This is a genomic window from Thiomicrorhabdus arctica DSM 13458, from assembly GCF_000381085.1.
In the GTDB taxonomy this organism is placed as follows: domain Bacteria; phylum Pseudomonadota; class Gammaproteobacteria; order Thiomicrospirales; family Thiomicrospiraceae; genus Thiomicrorhabdus; species Thiomicrorhabdus arctica.
Window position 1 is genome coordinate 806,607 of record NZ_KB905899.1, and the last position, 22,333, is coordinate 828,939.

The 22,333-nt window shown below is 42.0% G+C and carries 18 protein-coding genes; 6 read left to right on the forward strand and 12 right to left on the reverse strand.

Going from position 1 to position 22,333, the window contains the following annotated elements; all coding sequences use genetic code 11:
• Window positions 1-161: 161 nt before the first annotated feature.
• The 3 genes from purL to dapA all read right to left on the reverse strand — a co-directional run bounded on the left by purL (window position 162) and on the right by dapA (window position 6,125).
• Window positions 162-4,031, reverse strand: a complete 3,870-nt coding sequence (purL, locus tag F612_RS0103745; RefSeq protein ID WP_019556412.1) for a phosphoribosylformylglycinamidine synthase — start codon at window positions 4,029-4,031, stop codon at window positions 162-164.
• A gap of 61 nt (window positions 4,032-4,092) precedes the next feature.
• Entirely contained in the window at window positions 4,093-5,214 is a 1,122-nt protein-coding gene (locus F612_RS0103750) for an outer membrane protein assembly factor BamC (RefSeq protein ID WP_019556413.1), read from the reverse strand.
• 32 nt (window positions 5,215-5,246) lie between these two features.
• On the reverse strand, window positions 5,247-6,125 hold the full coding sequence (gene dapA, locus F612_RS0103755; protein WP_456119695.1) for a 4-hydroxy-tetrahydrodipicolinate synthase: 879 nt from the start codon (window positions 6,123-6,125) through the stop codon (window positions 5,247-5,249).
• A 202-nt stretch (window positions 6,126-6,327) separates the two neighbouring features.
• Between dapA and F612_RS0103760 the strand changes: the two genes are divergently transcribed.
• Both F612_RS0103760 and F612_RS0103765 read left to right on the forward strand, forming a co-directional pair.
• Window positions 6,328-6,807, forward strand: coding sequence for a peroxiredoxin (locus F612_RS0103760; protein WP_019556415.1), 480 nt, complete (start codon window positions 6,328-6,330; stop codon window positions 6,805-6,807).
• Between the two features lie 34 nt (window positions 6,808-6,841).
• Entirely contained in the window at window positions 6,842-8,248 is a 1,407-nt protein-coding gene (locus F612_RS0103765; RefSeq protein WP_019556416.1) for a PhoH family protein, read from the forward strand.
• 83 nt (window positions 8,249-8,331) lie between these two features.
• On the opposite strand, the gene F612_RS0103770 is transcribed toward F612_RS0103765, so the two are convergent.
• The 6 genes from F612_RS0103770 to F612_RS0103795 form a co-directional block, all read right to left on the reverse strand.
• Entirely contained in the window at window positions 8,332-9,282 is a 951-nt protein-coding gene (locus tag F612_RS0103770; protein WP_019556417.1) for a LysR family transcriptional regulator, read from the reverse strand.
• 175 nt (window positions 9,283-9,457) lie between these two features.
• Window positions 9,458-10,288, reverse strand: coding sequence for a potassium channel family protein (locus F612_RS0103775; protein ID WP_019556418.1), 831 nt, complete (start codon window positions 10,286-10,288; stop codon window positions 9,458-9,460).
• Window positions 10,289-11,581 (reverse strand): UbiH/UbiF/VisC/COQ6 family ubiquinone biosynthesis hydroxylase, encoded by a 1,293-nt coding sequence (locus F612_RS0103780; RefSeq protein WP_019556419.1) that lies wholly within the window; start codon window positions 11,579-11,581, stop codon window positions 10,289-10,291. It abuts the gene before it with no gap.
• Window positions 11,578-12,810, reverse strand: coding sequence for an FAD-dependent monooxygenase (locus tag F612_RS0103785; RefSeq protein WP_019556420.1), 1,233 nt, complete (start codon window positions 12,808-12,810; stop codon window positions 11,578-11,580). Before F612_RS0103785 ends, F612_RS0103780 begins: the two co-directional genes overlap by 4 nt.
• Before the next feature lie 41 nt (window positions 12,811-12,851).
• On the reverse strand, window positions 12,852-14,177 hold the full coding sequence (gene pepP, locus F612_RS0103790; protein WP_019556421.1) for a Xaa-Pro aminopeptidase: 1,326 nt from the start codon (window positions 14,175-14,177) through the stop codon (window positions 12,852-12,854).
• The gene (locus tag F612_RS0103795) at window positions 14,177-14,773 is read right to left on the reverse strand and encodes a UPF0149 family protein (protein WP_019556422.1); all 597 of its coding nucleotides are present in this window, start codon (window positions 14,771-14,773) and stop codon (window positions 14,177-14,179) included. Before F612_RS0103795 ends, pepP begins: the two co-directional genes overlap by 1 nt.
• A gap of 95 nt (window positions 14,774-14,868) precedes the next feature.
• Here F612_RS0103795 and F612_RS0103800 point away from each other — a divergent pair, with 95 nt between their 5' ends.
• Both F612_RS0103800 and F612_RS12135 read left to right on the forward strand, forming a co-directional pair.
• The gene (locus F612_RS0103800) at window positions 14,869-15,150 is read left to right on the forward strand and encodes a cell division protein ZapA (RefSeq protein WP_019556423.1); all 282 of its coding nucleotides are present in this window, start codon (window positions 14,869-14,871) and stop codon (window positions 15,148-15,150) included.
• Between the two features lie 532 nt (window positions 15,151-15,682).
• Complete coding sequence (locus tag F612_RS12135; protein ID WP_019556424.1) at window positions 15,683-16,336, forward strand: 5-formyltetrahydrofolate cyclo-ligase; 654 nt, start codon at window positions 15,683-15,685, stop codon at window positions 16,334-16,336.
• A gap of 78 nt (window positions 16,337-16,414) precedes the next feature.
• Here F612_RS12135 and F612_RS0103810 read toward each other — a convergent pair whose 3' ends face one another.
• Entirely contained in the window at window positions 16,415-17,977 is a 1,563-nt protein-coding gene (locus F612_RS0103810) for an N-acetylmuramoyl-L-alanine amidase (protein ID WP_019556425.1), read from the reverse strand.
• A 159-nt stretch (window positions 17,978-18,136) separates the two neighbouring features.
• On the reverse strand, window positions 18,137-18,658 hold the full coding sequence (gene tsaE, locus F612_RS0103815) for a tRNA (adenosine(37)-N6)-threonylcarbamoyltransferase complex ATPase subunit type 1 TsaE (RefSeq protein ID WP_019556426.1): 522 nt from the start codon (window positions 18,656-18,658) through the stop codon (window positions 18,137-18,139).
• Between the two features lie 204 nt (window positions 18,659-18,862).
• Between tsaE and queG the strand changes: the two genes are divergently transcribed.
• On the forward strand, window positions 18,863-20,161 hold the full coding sequence (queG, locus tag F612_RS0103820; RefSeq protein ID WP_019556427.1) for a tRNA epoxyqueuosine(34) reductase QueG: 1,299 nt from the start codon (window positions 18,863-18,865) through the stop codon (window positions 20,159-20,161).
• Window positions 20,162-20,530: 369 nt separating this feature from the next.
• Here queG and F612_RS0103830 read toward each other — a convergent pair whose 3' ends face one another.
• Complete coding sequence (locus tag F612_RS0103830; RefSeq protein WP_019556429.1) at window positions 20,531-21,895, reverse strand: anti-phage deoxyguanosine triphosphatase; 1,365 nt, start codon at window positions 21,893-21,895, stop codon at window positions 20,531-20,533.
• A gap of 205 nt (window positions 21,896-22,100) precedes the next feature.
• Between F612_RS0103830 and F612_RS0103835 the strand changes: the two genes are divergently transcribed.
• A complete protein-coding gene (locus F612_RS0103835) occupies window positions 22,101-22,328 on the forward strand; it encodes a hypothetical protein (protein ID WP_019556430.1) in 228 nt (75 codons plus the stop codon).
• Window positions 22,329-22,333 lie beyond the last annotated feature (5 nt).

Here is a 22,333-nt window from a genome sequence, read left to right on the forward strand (position 1 = left end):
TCCGTTGTTGTTAAAAATTGCCTACAAAATCCATAGGCTTTTAAAAAAGTTGTATTAATTTAATGGGTAAATAGATTAAAGTCAAATAAAGAAAACTTGTCTATTATTAGAATTTGCTTATAACCTGGCTTTCACCCAGTCATAATTTTTGGTATTTTATTTTATCCAACCCACTTACGAGCATTTCTAAAAAGGCGCATCCAGGGAGCATATTCTTGCCACTCGTCAGGATGCCATGAATTCTGAACCGTTCTAAAAACACGTTCAGGATGCGGCATCATAATCGTTACTCTTCCATCCGGTGTCGTTAGGCCAGTCATACCATTCTCAGTTCCGTTTGGATTAAATGGATAGCTTTCCGTTGGCTGCCCGACAGAATCAACATAAGTTAATCCTACTAAACCGCTTACATCAGCTGCTGACCCTTTGCCGAAGTCCATACGCCCCTCGCCATGAGAAACCGCAACAGGAATACGCGTACCTTCCATGCCTTTCAATAGAATGGAAGGTGATTTTTGAATTTCTACCTGAGAAAAACGCGCTTCAAACTGTTCTGACTCATTACGCACAAATGCAGGCCAGCTTTGGGCACCAGGAATAATTTCTTTTAGATTGGACAACATTTGGCAGCCGTTACAGACTCCTAATGTAAAGGTATCTTCTCGATTGAAGAACTGCTCAAACTCGGAACGTGCTATAGCGTTAAAGAGAATAGAATTGGCCCAACCACGGCCAGCACCTAAGACATCACCGTAAGAGAAACCACCACATGCAACAAGGCCTTTAAACCCTGCAAAAGAGACTTCACCAGACAAAACATCTGTCATGTGAACGTCAATTGCATCAAAACCAGCTTGATCAAATGCAGCCGCCATCTCTAACTGACCATTAACACCTTGCTCACGTAAGATAGCCACTTTTGGCTTATTCTTGTTAGGGAAATGAGCAGTAATATCCTCATTGAGATCAAAAGTGACAAACGGTTCAATCTGAGTATGTTCATCGTTTTGTATTGAGTCGAACTCTTGCTGCGCGCAGTTTTCATTGTCACGTAAAGCTTGCATGCGATAAGACGTTTCAGCCCACCATGACTGTAGAGATTTACGATTTTTAGACAATAAAGTATTACCATGTGCGGTGATATTGATTTGATCATCGCTTAATGGGGAGCCGATCCAATGCGAAAGGGTCGACAGTCCATGCTCGGCTAATAAAGCTTCAACCTTTACTTTGTCATCTGCTTTTACCTGAATGACCACCCCGATCTCTTCTGCACATAATGCAGCAATTGGCTCTGCACCCAACTTGGAGACATCAACATTCAATCCACAATGACCTGCAAACGCCATCTCTAACAATGTGACCAACAGGCCACCATCCGCTCTATCGTGATAAGCCAACATTAAATCGTCAGCCATCATCGCCTGAGTCGCATTAAATAAATTCAATAAATCTTCAGCACTTTCTAGATCCGCAGAAACATCGCCAATTTGATTATAGACTTGCGCGAGACAACTGCCGCCAACACGGTTTAGACCGTGACCTAGGTCAATGACCATTAGTTCAGTCTCACCCAAATCTGTTCTTAACTGGGGCGTCACTGTTTTACGCACGTCCTCGACGGGTGCAAACGTCGTAATGTTCACAGACATAGGAGAAATAACGGCTTTTGAGACACCCTCTTCTTCCCAAACCGTCTTCATTGACATTGAATCCTTTCCAACAGGAACGGCAATACCAAGCTGAGGACATAACTCCAAACCAACGGCTTCAACTGCGTCATACATAGCTGAATCTTCACCAGGATGGCCGGCCGCTGCCATCCAGTTCGCGGAGAGCTTAATATCACTCATCTTCGCAATTTTAGCGCAACCAATATTGGTAATAGCTTCGGCAATAGAGAGACGAGCTGAGGCTTTTGGATTAATCAAGGCAACAGGGGGACGCTCACCAGAGGCCATTGCTTCACCAGTATAACCTTTATAGTCAGAACAGGTGATGCCCGCATTGGCAACAGGAACCTGCCAAGGGCCAACCATTTGATCACGAGTCACCATTCCAGTAATAGAACGGTCACCAATAGTGATCAAAAAGCTCTTGCTAGCAATCGTGGGTAACTTCAATAAACGTTCAGTTACATCATCAAAGTCCAATACCGCCGTTTCAAAACCCGCTTGAGGTATCTTGCGTGATTCTGCCGTACGGTGCATTTTAGGAGGTTTTCCTAATAAAATGTTTAATGGCATATTCACCGGGTTATTTTCAAATACCGTATCATTAACCACTAACTCTTGAGCTTTAGTCGCTTCACCGACAATTGCATACAAACAACGTTCACGTTTGCAGATCGCTTCAAATTGCTCAATTTGATCTGGAAAAATCGCAATAACATAACGTTCTTGAGATTCATTACACCAGATTTCCATCGGTGCCATGCCTGGTTCATCATTAGGAATAGAACGCAAATCAAACATCGCACCTTTACCTGCATCATTCACTAACTCAGGAAAAGCATTCGATAACCCCCCTGCACCCACATCATGAATTGATGCAATGGGTGTGTCTTTCCCTAAGTAAGTACAACGATCGATGACTTCTTGTGCACGGCGTTCCATCTCAGGGTTTTCACGCTGCACGGAAGCGAAATCGAGAGTTTCAGAACCTGAACCACTGTCAATTGAAGACGCCGCACTACCGCCTAAACCAATTAACATGGCTGGACCGCCTAAAACAACTAACTTTGCACCAACAGGAATATCACCTTTTAGGACGTGCTCTTCACGAATATTCCCTAAACCGCCTGCCAACATAATTGGCTTGTGATAACCCCGAACCTCTTCACCATCATGTGTGGTGTATGTGTTTTCGTAGGTACGAAAATACCCGTTAATTGCAGGACGACCAAATTCATTATTAAAACCAGCCGCACCTAAAGGGCCTTCAAGCATAATATCCAATGCTGAAACAATACGCGCAGGCTTACCATAAGGACGCTCCCAAGGCTGTTCAAACCCTGGAATATTTAAATTCGAAACAGTGAAACCGGTCAAACCAGACTTAGGTTTTGAGCCTCGACCGGTAGCGCCTTCATCCCGAATTTCGCCGCCTGCGCCTGTTGCAGCACCTGGCCATGGCGAAATAGCCGTCGGATGGTTGTGGGTTTCTACTTTTATTTGGAAATGCACATTTTCGGTGTGGGCTGCATAAGAACGTGTCACCGGATCCGGGAAAAAACGGCTGGCGTTCGGGCCTTCTAAAACGGCGGCATTATCACTGTATGCTGACAAAACACCTTCGGGATTCTTTTGGAAGGTATTACGAATCATGCCGAACAGAGAGTAAGGTTTATTTACACCATCAATCGTCCAGTCAGCATTAAAAATCTTATGGCGACAATGTTCTGAATTGGCTTGAGCAAACATCATCAACTCGGCATCGACTGGATTACGTTTTAAACCATTAAAAGCATCGACCAAATAATCGATTTCATCACTGCTTAGGGCCAAACCCATCTCATTATTGGCCTTATTAAGTGCAGTTTTACCACTGCCAAGTACATCAACAATAGAATAAGGCTTTGGTGATTGATGCGAGAAAAGACCTTCGAGAATAGCCACTTCATGAAAAACTTGCTCCATCATGCGATCATGCACTAACGCTTCCATCTTTGGCTTATCAATGGCTGAAACACCCTCAAAGAAATAAGCAATGCCACGTTCAATACGGTGGACATGCTCAATACCACAGGTATGAGTGATATCAGTTGCTTTGGATGACCAAGGAGAAATTGTTCCTAAGCGAGGAGTCACAATACAAGAATCCGCACTCAAAACGGATGTTTGATCAGATTCTGAATTATTTAATAAAACCTTAAGATGCGATTGTTCTGTATCGGTAAGTTCATTATCGACACCTATGAAATAAATGTATTGTGATTGCATTGCTGAGATACGGCCAACGGCTTGCAATTTATTAAGTAATTGAGTGCGACGGTAATCTGAATGAGCGGGATTTCCCCAAATGATCTGCATAGTTTTTGTCCTTTACAAAAAACAAAGCCCTCAAATAAGAGGGCGTTTAAGTCTGACTGAATTATTCTGCCAATAACCCCAGACTTTCAAACACATAGCGTCTTTGCTGTGCATTTAACGGCTTATTACCTTCGGTATTTTCGACCGTTAAGATGGTTTGAGCAGGATCTATTTTAGAAGGAGTTAGTTGAAGCTCAACAATACCAGGTAAATCGGCTTTACCTTTATCTTTCCAAAACGCTAAGTTAGACAGAAATGAATCTTCTTTTTTAGCACTGTCAGGCACCTTAACCCACATTTTATGATCACCAATACGGACCTTATCCATCTGCCAATTTGCGCGATATACCATGGCCTGAATATAACTCCAACTCTTATCAATATCAGCCCTTAATGATAGGCCTTTAAACTCTTCACCATCAACGATTTCAACCATTTTTTCAGTGATTTTCAACTGAGCTAAAGCCTTTTCACTGGTCGAGCCAAAGAAAACCATTGCTTGGTAAAGCGCTTCTGCCTCCATAACCGGATTATAAGGCTTAATTCTCCAACGATCGCCTAAGTCACGCGCTTCATTTGCATCCGGTGAAAAAAGCATATGATGACTGAAATAGATGCGTGTTTTATTGCCCGACACATCCGTTTCAACTCTAGCAACGTACTTGTCGTAAACCCCTTCGGCAAGCTCTGGACGCCAGCTATTTAGCATTCTAGTGAGGGGCCCAACATCATCCAATGGCACTAACTCAGAACGTTGCAGATACGCGGTTTTCATCACCCCGATATCCTTGCGTTCTTCAGCAATCGTAAAGCCAACCGATTCAAAGAAGCGCTTTAAGCCTGACCAAACTTCTTCACTATTGTCAGATTCAATCTCTAACCAACGCTCTGATAAATTCGATTGAATAGAAATTCCATTAGATTTAAAATTTGGAATATGGTCGTAGCTATCTTGCTGAGCAAGTGTATCTTGTTCAGCTTGAGCCAAAGCCAGTGAAAGATTACTTTTTGCCTTACCTGGATTAAATAAATTAGGTGGCATTTCTAGGTTTTGAACAACCTTACCTTCACTATTACGATATTCACGATCAGATCCAAACAGAGCGGTAGTTGTTGAACAACCACTTAAACTCGCTGCTATTAACGACGTAGAAATTACAACTGTTTTTGCAGTTAGACGCATAAACCCAGACACCTTTTAATGTGTTAAAAAAATTAAACTTCTACACCAGCTTCTTTCATGGCTTGCAACACTTTCGGTTGATAACATTCAGAAAGAGGCGTTAAAGGTAGACGCAGAGCTCCCCCCATCAAGCCCATCTTCGCGACAGCCCACTTAACAGGTATAGGATTTGATTCTATAAAAAGATCACGATGCAGGGCTCGTAATGGCGCATCCAATGCATAAGCTTGCTCTGCATTACCCGATAGCGCTAATGCATAAACATCATGTATTTGCTTTGGCACAATATTCGCAGAGACTGAAATTCCACCGTGTCCACCCGCTAAAATAAAATCAACGGTTGTCGCATCATCACCCGTATATAAGTCAAAACTATCAACAACACCGGCTTTAATTATAGCGACACGGCCAATATCTCCCGTCGCCTCTTTAACCCCGATAATATTAGGGATTTTTGAAAGCCTAATCACTGTTTCTGGTAGCATATCAACTGCTGTTCGGCCCGGAACATTATATAAAATCTGAGGAATATCAACGGTTTCAGCGATTTTTTTATGATGTAAAAACAGACCTTCTTGTGTTGGCTTATTATAATATGGACTCACTAACAAACAGGCATCAACGCCTGCATCTTTAGCACACTGCGTTAATTGAATAGCTTCACTTGTCGAGTTAGCCCCCGTCCCAGCTATGACCGGAATTCGACCTTTGACTTTTTCAACGACAAAGCGAACGACTTCACAATGCTCCTCAAAATCTAACGTTGCAGACTCACCCGTAGTGCCCATCGTAACAATGGCATCCGTTTGTGCTTCAATATGAAATTCCACCAGCCTTGCTAGTGATTCAAAATCAACTGATTCATCCTCTAACATCGGGGTGACTAACGCCACCATACTGCCTCTAAACACGGCGATTTTCTCCATTCAATTAACGCAAACATAAAAAAGGTAATATTAACCTTTCCCCCCTGACACTTCAACAAATTAATACTGATATTAAAGAGATACAACCAGTTAATTCCAAGCCTTAAATTTTCGTCTCATAACGGTTGCCAACAATTTTAAAAGCCGTCATACTGAATTTAATTCTTTCATTAAAGGAACGCTGTTAATGAGCATTCAGATTGGTGCAAAACTTCCTCAATTTTCGGCCTTAGCAACCTCAAATATCCATCTAACTGAGGCGGATTTAAAGGGTCATTACACCGTAATTTATTTTTATCCAAAGGACAGCACACCCGGCTGCACGACAGAAGGACTAGAATTTAGCCAGCTCACTCCACAATTCAAATTACAAAATACAGTTATATATGGCGCATCAATGGATTCCATGAAACGTCATGACAACTTTAAGGCTAAAAAAGAATTAAGCTTCGATCTTATCTCAGACCCTGAAGGTCAATTTTGTTCCCTCTTTAATGTCTACCAACCTAAGAAAAACTTCGGGATCGAATACATGGGTATTGTTCGCAGCACTTTTTTATTCAACCCTGATGGCGAATTGATCCATGAATGGCGTCAAGTCAAAGTCAAAGGTCATGCACAAGAGGTACTCGACACAATTCAATCACACCAACAAATAACACTATAGACACCCCTTAAATACTTCAAATGGAGAATCCCTTATGAACATCAAAGGCAACCGACTGTTTATTTTAGATACTAACGTACTCATGCACGACCCCATGGCACTGTTCCATTTTGCTGAACACGACATATTTATCCCCATGACCGTTTTAGAAGAGTTAGATGCCGGTAAAAAAGGCTTGTCAGAGGTCTCCAGAAACGTACGTGAAACCAACCGATTGATTGATCAAGTCATTAGCGATGCAACCTTTGAAGACATCAAGAATGGCCTTTCCTTAGAACGAATCCACCCAAGCCATAAAAAGTCCAGCATTCATCTAGGTAAACTCTACTTTGAAACCGAGCCGTTATTGGTTGAGCTCCCTACCTCCTTACCCAGTCACAAAGCCGACAACCATATTTTACAAACAGGCCTAGCACTGAAACAAATCCTGACGCAGTGTCAGGTCACCTTAGTGACCAAAGACATTAATATGCGTATTAAGTCTTCAACCGTGGGTCTTCATTCTGAAGACTACTACAATGACCGAGTACTTGAAGACACAGATTTACTCTATCGTGGTTGGGAGTATTTACCCGAAAACTTTTTTGAGACACAAGGTAAATTCATGAAGTCTTGGCAAGATGAGGGGCGTACATTTTATGAATTAGACGTTGATGAACATTGTAAATGGCTGCCCAATCAATCTTTAATTAGTACAAATGAGGCGGGTTTCAATGCCATTGTTAAAAGCATTGAAAACGGCAAAGCCGTTTTAGAGTATATGCAAGACTTCAGCCAGCAGAACCACACTGTTTGGGGAGTCAATGCACGTAATACTGAACAAAACATCGCCTTCAATTATCTCATGAACCCAGAGATTGACTTCGTCACCTTACTTGGGGTTGCAGGCACTGGTAAAACACTATTGACTTTAGCCGCCGCCTTAGAGCAGACCCTTGACCTAAATATCTACAATGAAATCATCATGACACGAGCAACAATCCCCGTGGGTGAAGATATCGGATTCCTACCGGGCACTGAAGAGGAAAAAATGACTCCTTGGATGGGGGCACTAATGGATAACTTAGAAGTTTTAAGCGCTTCAGACAGCGGGACTGAATGGGAAAATGCAAGTACCCAACAACTGATAAGTAAACGTATTAAAATCAAATCAATGAACTTTATGCGTGGTCGAACATTCCTAAATAAATTCATTATTATTGATGAAGCCCAAAACCTAACACCCAAACAAATGAAAACCCTCATCACCCGATCAGGTGAAGGCACGAAGGTTATCTGCCTTGGAAATATAGGACAAATTGATTCTCCTTATTTAAGCGAGACGACCACGGGCTTAACCTACGTAGTAGATCGCTTCAAAGAATGGGAGCACAGTGCTCATATCACATTAGAACAAGGTGAACGTTCACGCCTTGCGCTATTTGCTTCAGATAATCTTTAAACGAATATAAAAAGACGAATCCTAGAAACCAAAAAAGGCCGTAAACGGCCTTTTTTGGTGGGAAGAATTTAGCCTTGCTAAATTTAACGCCCCATTTTTTGATCTTCTTGAGTTGGTACTCTGAAGCCAAGCTCTGTCGCTCTTTCGCGACAATAATCTACAGCAAACTCTAACAGCTCACCCACTGCTCTATGGCGAAACTTGTGCTTTTGTCTCACATGCGAAAAAGGTCTAAGAATCGGAGGATCTAAAGGAATTGCGACTAAGGTATCCAGCTTTAACTCTTTCGCTAAAGTGCTACGCGAAACAATTGCAATCCCGACATCAGACTCAACAGCCATCTTAATTGCTTCAGGACTGCCTAATTCCATAACGACTTTCAAATCACTATACGTTAAGCCCTGCTCTCGAATATACGAATCAATAACAGTACGAGATCCAGAACCCTCTTCACGCGTAATGTAACCATACTTACGGAAGTCTTCAACCGTCACTTTATCGCGTTTAGCTAAAGGGTGCGTCTTAGGACAAATCAATTGCATCTCATCAATCCGGCAGACATCCACTTCTAAGTTTTTATTATGTACGGGCGCCTCAACCAGACCAAGGTCAATCATATTATTTTCAACCATTGAAACAATGGCATCCGTATTACCAACCTGAAGACGAATATTGACATCATCATACTGCTTTTTGAAAGCACCTAACAAGCTTGGCAGCATGTATTCAGCAATCGTGGTACTGGCTCCAATCACTAATGTGCCCGTCACTTCACCCGTCATCTCACGCACATCACTGTTCATTCTCTCATACAGCTCAAGAATCTGATCAGAATAGTCATACACGACTTTCCCAGCATCCGTTAAGGTAATTTTATTATGAGTACGATCAAAAAGACGAGTATTGAAAAAATCTTCTAGCTGTTTAACTTGGAAAGTTACTGCGGGCTGAGTCATATGAAGAGTTTCTGCAGCTTTGGTAAAACTCATAACCTTGGCAACGGTATGGAACACTTGAAGACGTCTGTCTGCCATTCGTAATTTCCTTTATGCTGTATAAATTAATTTTGGGTGGAGTGAATATAGGCTGTTATACGGCAAAAGTCAAACAACTTGTCGACCTATAAACAAAACATGGAATAAAACAGGATTTTTAGAAAGGTAGCCCAGATAAACAAAGGCATCCAAGCAACTATTTTAATAGATTTTTCTAATTTTTACGCTCTTTTTCAAGTGCTCGTTTTAAATCGGCCAACTCGTTTGAAAAATGGGTCATTAAGCGCTCTACATGTTTCTCATTGGCAACTGACTGTTGGGCTAAACGATCCTCTGTTTTACTCATATACTCTAAAAGATCGGCTTCCGATTTACGTTGGTCTGATCCAATTAAGAATGCTGCAATATTTGCGGCTACCAATGAGAAAAATACGACTCCAAATAAAATCAGTATCACACCGAAAATATGACCCGCTTTAGTCAATGGCACAACATCTCCGTAACCGACAGTCGTGATGGTGACGACAGCATACCAAACACCATCACTAAAGGAACGTTCTTCAAGATAGGAAAAAATCCCACCAGCCCCAATGATAATGAAGGCAAACGCCAACAGGATTTGACCAAAGCGATTACTTTTGAGAATAATCAACACATTACGAAAGAAACCACTGATAAAACGCAAAAATAAAACCAATCTTAAAGAACGAATAATGACAGCCCAATCGCTGCCATAATCAAGCCATGGAAATGCCAATATCACAATGAACAAATTCATCCAGTTTTCACGTAAATAACGTGAACGATCACGAACATTAAACAGGTTAACGACTAATTCCAGCGCAAAAACAGACCAGATAACCAGAGAGAACCAAAATGACTCTAGCGACTCACCTGAATAGAGCATTAATAACTGGACAAAAACAGCAAACAGGGCTACTAATACCAACCACTCAAAGCGATGGCCAATCTTAATGGCATAATCACTTTCTAAGTGATTCACACCCGCAACTCCTAAAAGAGCCTTAAAGTTCAAACGTTTCATTTATCTTTCCTGAAAACCGATTGATTTAGCGAGTTTTGGCAGGGCCTCTCGGCCATTTAAGGCTTGTCCCATTAACCAATTTTTGATCGGAGTGAGGCGATTGGCAAGAGGAAGAAGTCCTTTTCTGACAATGACCTTAAGAGACGCATCTTGTTTAAATAACCAGTCAAAAGCTTCCATCGATCGTTGCACTAAAGCATTATCGCCACGACGCCAACGCTCATACTTTCTTAACACGGAGTACCTACCCCATGCTTTATTCAATGCCTTAGCGTCTAACACGGTTTCAATTAAAGCCGCCGCATCAAGCAATCCCAGATTTACACCTTGGCCTGCTTGCGGATGAACAGTATGCGCGGCATCGCCAACCAAGGCTAAGTGTGGCTTAACATAGTGTTCAGCATGTCTTCGTACCAGAGGGAAAGCCCCTCTTTCAGCCACTTCAACCACGGCTCCCAATCGGTAATCAGAAGCCTTGGAGACTTCTTCTGCAAAATCTTTATCCGAAAGTGCCAAAGCCCACTGCATTTTTTCCATCGGCAAATACCAAGCAATAGAGCTGACGTTCTCCCCCATTGATAGATAAGCAAATGGGCCATTTTGGGTATAACGTTGCCAACAGGTGTCTTCACTCGACAACTCTGTTTTGACACAACCGACTACGGCACACTGTTCATAGTCATGCGTGTCTAAGCCAATACAAGCCAGCTCTCTCACTTGCGACATGGCGCCATCGGCTCCAATAAGCAATTCGGTTTGTATCTCACCCACGCTTTCTAGTGTTAACCAGGCCTGGTCGTTTTCTAAACGTAACGATTCTAAACGATGATCGAGAAGCACCGTTATATTGTCACAAACCTCAACCTGTTCCCATAAAGCGGACTGAATGACATCATTTTCGATGGTATAGCCTAGATTAGGTTCACCCATATCTTTTGCCGAAAAATGTATCTCCCCCGGAGTCACTTCATCCCAAACATGCATCGCCGTAAACGGATGGAAGCGGCGATTCTCTATGCCTTGCCAGGCACCTAGATTTCGTAATATTTTTTCAGAGGCTCTCGTGAGTGCACTGACTCTCATCTGATAAGCTGAATCAGCTTTCCATGATGTCTCAATCGCCTGCTTTTCCAACAACAAGACCGACATGCCTTGCTGGCCTAGCCCTAAAGCCACGGTGGCACCAACCATGCCGCCACCGACAATGACAGCATCCCATTTTTTAGAAGCGATATCTGTCACCGGCTTTTCAGTGCTCTGACTCTCTATAGTCTTATCTAAAGGGGCATTCATGAGTGATCGCCTCCCATTGCAAATCGTGAAAAACGTCTTTTTAACGTGGGCATCGCCTGCATTGCCATCAATCCAATCCCTCTTAAATGTCCGACAATAGGTGATTGGTGCTGAAAGAGATCAATCAAACCATCTGTCATTCCCATTACCTTTTCATGGTCAGATTTTCTGGCGTTTGCATACTCCGTTAGAAACACTGGCATGCCAATATCGTCGGTTAAAGAAGTCATCTCCAAAAACACCTCAATATCCCGAATCCCCAAATTCAAACCTTGCGCAGCAACCGGGTGCTGCGTATGCGAGGCATTGCCCATTAATAATGCACGCCCTTTAGACATTTGAGGCACATAGCTCTCTTTTAAGGGATAAATAACACGTGGACTAACGTGCTTAAATTGACCTAAACGCTCCCCCATCTTTGAGGCAAACAATGCAATATATTCGTCATCATTTAACGCCTTTACCCTATCAATTTCATCTTCAGGGCAAACCATTACGGCTTTATGAAAATGGCCTTTCATGGGCAATAATGCCACAGGACCTTTTTCAGTAAAACGTTCAAATGACCAACCCTGTGGATGCATTTCCGTTTCTATCTGTGTTATTACGCCAAAGGCTTGATACGATTTTTCTTCAATCGGTAAACCAAGTATTTTTCTGACCTGAGAATCCGTACCATCCGCCCCAACAATCAACTTGGCCTCAACTTCATAGGATGTATCTGAAATACCTGCACTCTCTGAAGTCATCGCTATTTCAGCCTGAATAATCGATTCATGCTCTTCAAAAGTCATTAATCGAGCCGGACAAAGCACTTTAATCTGTTGATTTTCCAGGACATGCTGCCAAAGAACCTTACCTAAATCACTCGACTGGATACTGTAGCCTAAAGCAGGCACATCAGCCTCTTTTGCATGTAATTTCGTCAGCCCCAAATAGCCTTTTTGCGACACATGAACGTGATGAATCTCCGTGACGTGTTCAACGAGGTCATTCCAGATATTGAGTTTTTTTAAAATCAGCATTGAACCATAGGACAAGGCTAAGACTCGGCCATCAAATGAAGTAGGGGCATCTGCACTGGGTACATACATCTCTGCCAGAACAACTTGAAAAGTTTGCTGGGCTAAACCTAACGCTAACATCAATCCAACAGGCCCACCACCGGAGATGACTGCATCGCACTTAATTAACTGAGACGTTTTTTCTGAAGAGATATCTGAATTCACTGTTTCAATCCTGCCCTGACTTAAATCTAAATAACATTGCTCTAGCGTAACGCGGTAAAGGCTGACATCTGTGCTTCAATCTCAGCCACCGTTCTTGGCAATCCAACGGTTAAGATTTCATGCCCTATCTCAGTCACTAAGATATCATCTTCGATTCGAATTCCAGTGTTATGCCATTGACTGTCCACATCAGAATGCTCCGCAGAAATATATAAACCCGGTTCAACCGTTACCACCATACCGGGTTTAAATTCTCGCCAGGCCTGGTTCTGTTTATAAGCGCCTACATCATGCACATCCATACCCAACCAGTGGCCAATACCATGCATAAAAAATCGTTTATAAGACTCTTCTTTTATCAAAGTCTTAAGCTTGCCTTTTAAAATACCCAAATCTATCAAACCTTGAGTCAATACCTTGACGGAGGCTTCATGTGCGACATTATATGCAACTCCAGGTTGAATGACCGAGATGGCGGCTTGCTGAGCCTTTAGGACTAGAGAATACAACTTGGCTTGCGCCGAACTGAACTTACCATTAGCAGGGAATGTGGTTGTGATATCGCCTGCATAACCTTGCCATTCTGCACCGGCATCGACCAGCACTAAATCACCGTCTTGAATCTCATCTCGATTTTCAGTGTAGTGTAGGATGCAGGCATTATGCCCACTTGCAATAATCGAACTGAACGCCACTCGCGGAGAGCCTTCGCGAACAAAAGTAGCCTCTAATTCGGCTTGCACTTGAAACTCAAATTTTCCAGGTAAGGCTGCCGCCATCGCCGCTAAATGGCCTTTTACCGAAATTTGTGCCGCTTGACGCATTCTAGAGATCTCTTCTGCGGATTTAAACAAACGCTGTTCGTGTAGAACCCCATCTAAGTCACAAATCTTACTCGGGGCTGAGATACCCTGTCGCCCCTTCTGCTTCAGACCATCAATCCAAGCACTGACGGGGGTCAACCAATCTGATATTTGAGAAAATGAAAAGTAGACCGATTCAATATTCTCAAGCAGTTCAAGTAGACCTTCATCCAACTCATCAATTGACCAGGCCTGGTCAACTGATAAAGCTTCACACGCATTTTCAAGACCCAAGCGCCTACCCTGCCAAGTTTCCTGTTCAGGATCCTTAGGACGCAAAAACAGATGAGTGACCCGCGACTCTTTTTTGAGCAGGACCAGGACACAATCAGGCTCGGTAAATCCTGTTAAGTAAAAAAAATCACTTTCAGCCCTAAACGGAAACTCTACATCTCGATTGCGAATTTTTTCAGCTCCCGAAGAGACCAATACAGCGCTATTATCGGGCAAACTAGCCAATAATTTATGACGATTATGCTGATGAAATTCATTGCTTTTTAACATTAGTGAATCGTACCGTTTTCTTCATCTTCCGCACTGAGCATAGGAATCGGTTGCGCATCCGCAGGGTTCAACGATTCATTCATCGTCAAAATGCCAATTTTCACAAATTCAACCAATTGCATCAGGTCTGACTCTTCGGTATCACCATCCGCTACGGACTTACCTAAATCTTCAACATCGATACTGGCGATATCACTAAAATCATTTACAAGCTCTCGAACATCTGGGGCAATTTCATTTTCAGCGTCATTTAGACAACCTATTAGCCCTAAGCCATAAAGAATACCCTCGCAAAGTTGCCCTACCATCATAGCGCGATAGACTAAGGCCTCATTATCGTCCGGCAGGCACAACTCCAATTCAAAACCAGAGCCATTCATGCCCTTATTGGTTTCTTGATAAAGGTCATGCAAAACCTGTAGAAATGACTCTTTAACCGACTTAATATTGGCCTCTTCAATCAATTTCTTAATCCAAACTGCTTCTTGAATATCATTATCGCCACACAACAACCCAATGAGCATCCCTTGAATAAATGCGGGTGACTCTAACTCTGAATGTGGTGTGACCACTTCTTTAACTCGATCGAAATCCATTAAAACCTTCCCTTGTTTATCCTTAGTGATTAGTGAATAATATCATAATTAGCTTAAATTCAAATTGCTTAACCCCTAATTTTCGGAGCAAACTCGTGTTAACGCTTACCTTAATGAATCACACCTTTGAAATCCCTTGTGAAGCGGAAGATCGTGAACGCCTAATCGAAGCCGCTACCTTGCTAGAAGACAAGCTTGACCAACTACCTGATTTAAAAGGCGAAGGTAAGGTTTTAATGATGGCTTTAAACCTTTGTTATGATTATCTTCACCTCAAAGAAGACACCACACAATACACTTTAAGACTTGAAGATCAGGTAGATACGGTAATGAAACACGTTGCTACTAATAACAATAAAGAAAACCCACATTCTTAGAATCAACCACTCTACTGAACTTAAAATTATGATTTAGTGGGCTAAACCCACCTAAAATTCATTTTTTATCTACGTGCACAATACAAAACGTCATCATTAAAACAGTCAGACTTGAGTGAATCGCCACTAAACTTAAGTGTATTAACGTATCATTAATTCTATTACTGGTTATTTATTAAAACAAATGATCACAATTCCAGATCAATATTTAAAATCTGATAGTCATTTTGTTATAATAGATTCCTAGCATTTAGTCATCGGGCATTAACCCCTTTCCGATAATTAATATATTGGGGTCTGAACTTGAATATGGTGTGCATCTCGTTAGCTTGCTAACCCGAGAAGCCTAAATACCTTGAGAAGACTGCCACCTAGAACTCTTCGGTTCCAGGATTTTTTGTTCGTTGGCTATTTGCTTTTCCATTCCTTCCAAATATTCAATGTATGTTTTATTGACTTATTAATAGTTTAGATTTTCTGTTTTATCCGTTAATATAAAAAGACCTACATAACCATTCAGGGACGTTTCATTATGACGACTCTTGTAACAAACTCAAAGATCCTCAGAAAACAACTTCGCGCGTTCAGAAATCAATTAACACCAGAACAACAAAGCCAACACGCTTTAGACGCTCTAGCGTATTTAAAAGTATGTCTAAAGCACTACGAAAACCAAGTGGCGCCGGATCCGCTACCTCATCCTCTAAACATTGCACTTTTTCTTTCTCAAGACGGTGAGCTAAAAACGCAATCTGCTATTGAGTATTTGTGGCAACAGACTGGACATCGTGTCTTTTTACCGACATTGGAAACCAAACCTGATCTTCACATGGCCTTTGTGGAATACCATAAAACGAGTCAGATGGAAAATAATCGATTTGGCATGCCTGAGCCTAAAACACCATTAGATCGACACTTTGCCGGCTCACACATGGACATAGTCTTCATGCCTCTAGTCGGATTTGATCTTCAAGGTAATCGACTCGGAATGGGCGGGGGTTACTATGATCGAACTTTTGCATTTAAACGTCTGCCACAAGATTCTGCGAACCCGACACTCTTGATTGGATGGGCACATAGTTGCCAGCAAGTCCCACAGCTGCCGAATCAACCCTGGGATGTGCCTTTAGATGGCATTATCACGGAAAAAGGGCTTGAATTCTTTACGGCAGAACAGCTTGAGTAGAATGGATATTTCTATGCAAAAAAGCGCCTAATAAGGCGCTTTTTTTAAAGTCGATTATATTTTTTATATTTCGCCCAACTACAAACCTGCCACTATTTTCTCTGACAACGGGATTTTAACTTTTTTACCGACATACAATGCATTGGCATTTTTGATCTTATTGATTTTCTTTAGACTCTGAGTGGACACTTCGTAGTTTGCGGCTATTTGTGACAAGGTATCACCCTTCTTCACTTTATATTGAACGTATAACGATTCACCCCATCGAGGTTTTTGGACATTTCTTGCAACAAATTTCGTTAAACCACTGGCGATTGCACTCGCCATTTTCGTTTGGAACGTTTTGTTCATAAGGTTACGTGCTTCGCGTGGATTAGAAATAAATGCCGTTTCAATCAATAAAGATGGCATATCAATCGATTTTAAAACTGCAAATTTAGCCGACTGAACGGAATTCTTATGCATTTTGACCTTTTTTTGCATTTCGTTCAAAACCGTATGCGCAAGTTTACGGCTTGCTCTGACATTCGCTTCGCGCGTTAAATCACTCAAGGCAAAAGCGACATCATCATCACGCCCTTTCAATTGAACATCTTGCAACGAAGCATTCTCACTTTTCGCCAATAAACGAGCCATCACACTACTCGCACCGCCTCTTGAAAGAATGTAAACCGAACCACCACGCACGGAGGTATCATGAAAGGCATCAGCATGAATCGAGATAAACATATCGGCATCCTGACTTTTTGCAATTTTCACGCGCTCGCCGAGTGGGATAAATACATCCTTGTCTCGTGTTAAAATAGCTCGCATACTGGGCTGCAAATCAATTAAACGCTTTAATTCTTTTGCCATGCTTAACGTCGCAACTTTCTCTTGCACATCATTATGACCTATGGCACCCACATCTTTACCACCATGGCCGGCATCAACTGCAATGACCAGCATTTTTGGTTGTGCAAAGACAGAACTCCCTTTATTTAATAAATTTTGCGTTGCGAGCTGGCTATCTGATTTTTGTTGAGATTTAACTTTCGTCATTTTAACTAATGGACGAATATTTTTCTCAACGGGGACTTTAATGCCCGTTTTTTTCCTTGGCTTCTCAACTTTAGCCATGACGTTTGGAGTCGCTTTAACGGATGAATTTGCAGATGCTTTGATTAAGGGTTTTACTGGAGATTTAACCTTGGTAATCTGCGTGGCGGGTTTATGCACGATCTGATTTGAAACCGTATCGCCTAAATCGACCACCAGACGCTGATGACCAGCTTTATCTTTAGACAAGGTGAACGCTTTATAAGTTGAGTGTTTATGCAGATCTAAAACGACTCGGGTCCGTTTTGCACTATCAGAGACGCGAATTTTAAACAATCGCTTATCGGTAATACGCTTATTTTTAAAGGAGAGCTTATTGGCCGTTTTATAGAAATCAACAACTAATCGGGAAGGATTTCTTAGTTGAGAGACTTTATATCCGTCCATCTGCTTTAAGTCGAACACTACACGCGTTTTGTCATCTGTTTGGCCGATTCGCATCCCCGAAAGTTCGGTTTTTGCAATCGCATTTGAGACCCAAACAGAAAGCATGACGAAGAGCGCTACACTGATAAATTTTTGAGAGAAATTAAGTAATTTCATACTGGATAGCCTGTTCATTATTACTTTTACTGGTTATATAACAAATTCCGTGCCAACACACATGCCAAAAACTCGACAGGCAAACCGGTTTGCTCAGTGGAAAACAACCATGACCATTGATACACTTCATTAAAACGTCATACACATTACAGCAACGGATTATTTACGCATATTCATCATCAGCTGTTCAACTACCGCACCCCCTAATACAGAGCTCGCGGTCATTTCGACCCTTCTATTTTCTGACTCAAATTCTTGGGGGTGCTGAAGCTCAATGACGACATCAGCTTCCGGAAAAATCGGCTCACCCTTTTGTGGCCACTCAACTAATGCGACATAAGATCCCATAAGTAAGTCCCTTATGGCTAAGTACTCTAACTCCTCTGGATCACAAAGTCTATACAAATCAAAGTGATGAATAGTAACTGTAGAAGTTTTATAGCTTTCAACGATAGTATAAGTCGGACTTTTGACCTTTTGTCCAGGTAAAAAGTTTTGAATAAATGCTCTTGAAAAAAAGGATTTTCCCGCCCCTAAATCTCCTTTCAAATAGACGATAAGCCCTTTATTTACGGCATTTGTGGCCTCACAAGCGAAAGCAAAGGCATGCGCTAAGTTAATGGTTTCCTGCTCATTTATTAAGGTAAATTGATTTGTTACAACGTCGGTATCGCCTGACATAGGTCTTCCTTTAAATTTTTGCACATATTTTACGTAGAACCTTCATTTATATCAGTAGTCCCCTTAACAACACGTTCGAAATACCGTTATGGCTGACACTTATAAAACAGCTTAGCTTGATTATTAAACACAGTGCCCGATACTATTTACATGAAGGAACCAATAAATAGACGATTTAATAGCAGGCTTGTTAAAATAAACAACATGCCAAATCAAAACAACCATTCCACCCCTCAACCGACCTTCGATCCAAAATCCAGAACGAGTCTATCTCACTGTATTAAGCAGTGGGGCAAAGAACTCGGTTTTGCAGACGTAGGTATCACCAATACTGACCTTTCAAGCTATGAGACGGACTATTTTAACTGGATAGGTCAAAACTTTCATGGCGAAATGGAGTATATGGCTCGCCATGGTACCAAACGTACTCGTCCCAACGAATTAGAACCTGGCACTCAGAGTATTATCAGTGTGCGCTTGAACTATTTAGATTTAAGCCGTGAATCCGCGACTGAACAGCTCCACAATCCAGAGCAGGCCTACATTTCACGTTATGCATTAGGTAAGGATTATCACAAGTTACTCAGAAAACGCTTGCAACTTTTAGCTGAAAGAATCGCCGTCGAAGTCGATGATTTCAAATATCGCGCTTTCAGCGACAGCGCGCCTGTATTAGAACGCCCTCTGGCTGAAAAAGCCGGTCTTGGCTTTATCGGTAAAAACAGTTTGATTATCCACCCACGTGCGGGGTCCTGGTTCTTTTTAGGCGAGCTCTATACAAATCTTGACCTGCCGGCCGATGCGCCTTTTGCAAAACAAGGGTGTGGCCCTTGTACAGCGTGCATTCAGGAGTGTCCGACCCAAGCCATTTTAGACAATGGCGTGGTTGATGCACGTCGCTGTATCTCTTACTTGACCATTGAATACCAAGGATCGATCCCTGAAGAATTCCGCCCCCTTATGGGTAATCGAATCTATGGCTGTGATGATTGTCAATTGGTCTGCCCTTGGAATAAGTTCACCGAAGACACTGAAGAAATCGCCTTTAAAGCCAATGATGTCTCAAACAACCAACTCGATAATCAATCACTTCTGGATCTTTGGCAATGGAATGAATCGACCTTTCTTAAAAATATGGAAGGCTCTCCTATTCGTAGAATCGGCTATGCGCAGTGGAGCCGTAACTTGGCGGTCTCTTTAGGCAACATTGAATTCAAGCAAAAATCACTCAATAGCCCAGAGCGCACGATCTTTTTAGAGCGTGTTATAGAGGCTTTACAGGATAAATTAAACCAGATCAGTGAGCTGGTGGATGAGCATATTTTGTGGGCGATAAAGCAGATACAAAGCCGAATTGAACGTTTATCAAAAACGCAACAGACCAGGCCTGGTGATTTTGAAGCGAATCCAATTCAACTTACTCCTGAGCCGGCTATTAACCTCCTCATAAAAGAAATTAAGCCGTTTATCGTTCGCAAGTACTACCTACCGAAGAAAAAGTAGTTAAATGGCGCAAACGTCTTCACAATACCCCCCTTAAATCTGATTGAAGCAAATTGACCAGGCCTGGTCAAATCTAAAAGCACTACAAAAACTAAAGAGGAATAAACAATCTCACGTAGAAACTCTACCCTTTTGTAAGCAATCGTGATTTCACTTAGTGAAGGACGCGTTTAAACATTCCCTGTGTTTGAGCTGAAAGCGAGTTTAGGGAATGTCAGCGGACAAGCTTAGTAAAATAGAGGGCGTCAGCAGGGTTCGTTTTTTGGTTACTTTTTGCCGAATAGCAAAAAGTAACGTGAAGCCTATAGAAAATAAGAAAGGTTTATCAGAATCAAAAAGGCTTCTCAACCACATACGAAAATTAGTTATTTAAAGTCGATCAAAGATAGAACCATGAGCAGGCGTAAACAACTTAGCATAAAGTCTCGCCGCATACGTGTTGGTCATACCTGCTATGTAGTCTGAAATAACACGTTGCTTTGCTTGCTCTGTCGGGGCATTTTTATACTTTTCATAAGCTGTCGTGGTGAGTAAAGCACTCGGATTGGCTCGTAAAGATTTAAATAACTCCAGCACAATCAACTGGCCTTTATATTCCATCTGTTTTACTTCTGGAATAGTAATCACATTCTTATACACAAATGTTTTTAACAGCTCTAAAACCGCAGCATGTTCTGGCTTCAACTTCGCTTGATAACGTAACAAAGGGTGTTCAAATTCTGAATTTTCGTCGATAAAAATACTTTCAACCATAATGCCAACCATCTTACTGATAGCATGTTTACGACCTCGAGATGAGTGACTAAAGAGACGTGTGGTCATTTCGTCATCCCATAAGGCATACTCTTGAAACAGTGGGTTTTCCATGACCTCAGCTTGCCAAAGTTCACGCGCCACCATTTTCATGGCAACCGCATCTTCTAAATCATGAATACCGTAAGCGATATCATCTGCCAGTTCCATAATGGTCGTGTCCAAAGCCTTATATTTTGTTTGCTTATGACAACCATCACAATCAGCAAGTTGCGTGAACTTTGCCCTATCTGCCAAAGAGAAAGGCTCCAACACCCAATCAAATAATACCTTCTCTTCTAAATAAAGGCTTTTAGGGGGCGACCAACGATTCATCTGTAAAGTTCTAAAGTCATCGACTTGCTGTTCTTGTAACTGAGCCAGGTAATTGGTATTTGATGCGGTCACATCATTATAGATGGCCGGGTACTTCATGACGCCTAGTGCGGTTCTACGGGAGAGGTCCAAGCCATTTTCCGGGGTATACTCTCCCAGTTTGGCCAATATTCTTAAGGTCTGAGCATTACCTTCAAAACCGCCATAATGGCGCATCATATAGTTTAAGGCGACTTCACCGCCATGTCCAAAAGGCGGATGCCCTAAGTCATGCGCTAAACAAATCGCTTCTATTAAATAGAAAGAAGGTAACCACGCTATGTAATCCGCCTCTTTATCACTCTCATCCGTACCGACCGTAATCAACTGCTCCACCAGACCGGAACCAATTTGGGCCACTTCCATAGAGTGCGTCAGTCGTGTGCGATAAAAATCGGACTCGCTTAACCCAAAAATCTGGGTCTTGGCCTGTAGCCTTCGAAAGGAGGCTGAATGAATAACCCGGGCACGATCTCTTTGATAGACAATTCGGGCGGGTCGCGCGGGCAAGTCATGCAGATAATCGGTATAGCGTTGTGTCCAATTAGGTGTCTCAAGAGAGTCCATATACGTTTGCTCTTTCAAAGTTGTGTGGTGGATTAACATGATACTAAAAAACAGTGATTCTAAGTGGCTTTACTTTAAATACAACTATTTCCATTGGATGTGGTGCGCCCCCTAGACGAAACCTATTTTTGGCGTTATTCTAATACCCTAAAGTTGACACTAAATAGAATCTACAAACGTCCATTGAACAGTATGAGGTTGAACAATGATTACAGTTACCAATCCGCTTAGAAAGCCCAGTATCCATGCAAAACTGCCCTTCCTTATGGTGCTAACGGCTTCAACGTTATTGCTCTCTGCTTGTGGACCCTCACCTGCTCAAGTATGCATTGAAAAAAAGAGCTCTCTTTGGGACAGTAAGGCCGTGAGCAAAGCTGACAACCAGACCTACTGGGATGCGGTTAAATTATGCAATGAAAAATACAAAGAATAATTCTT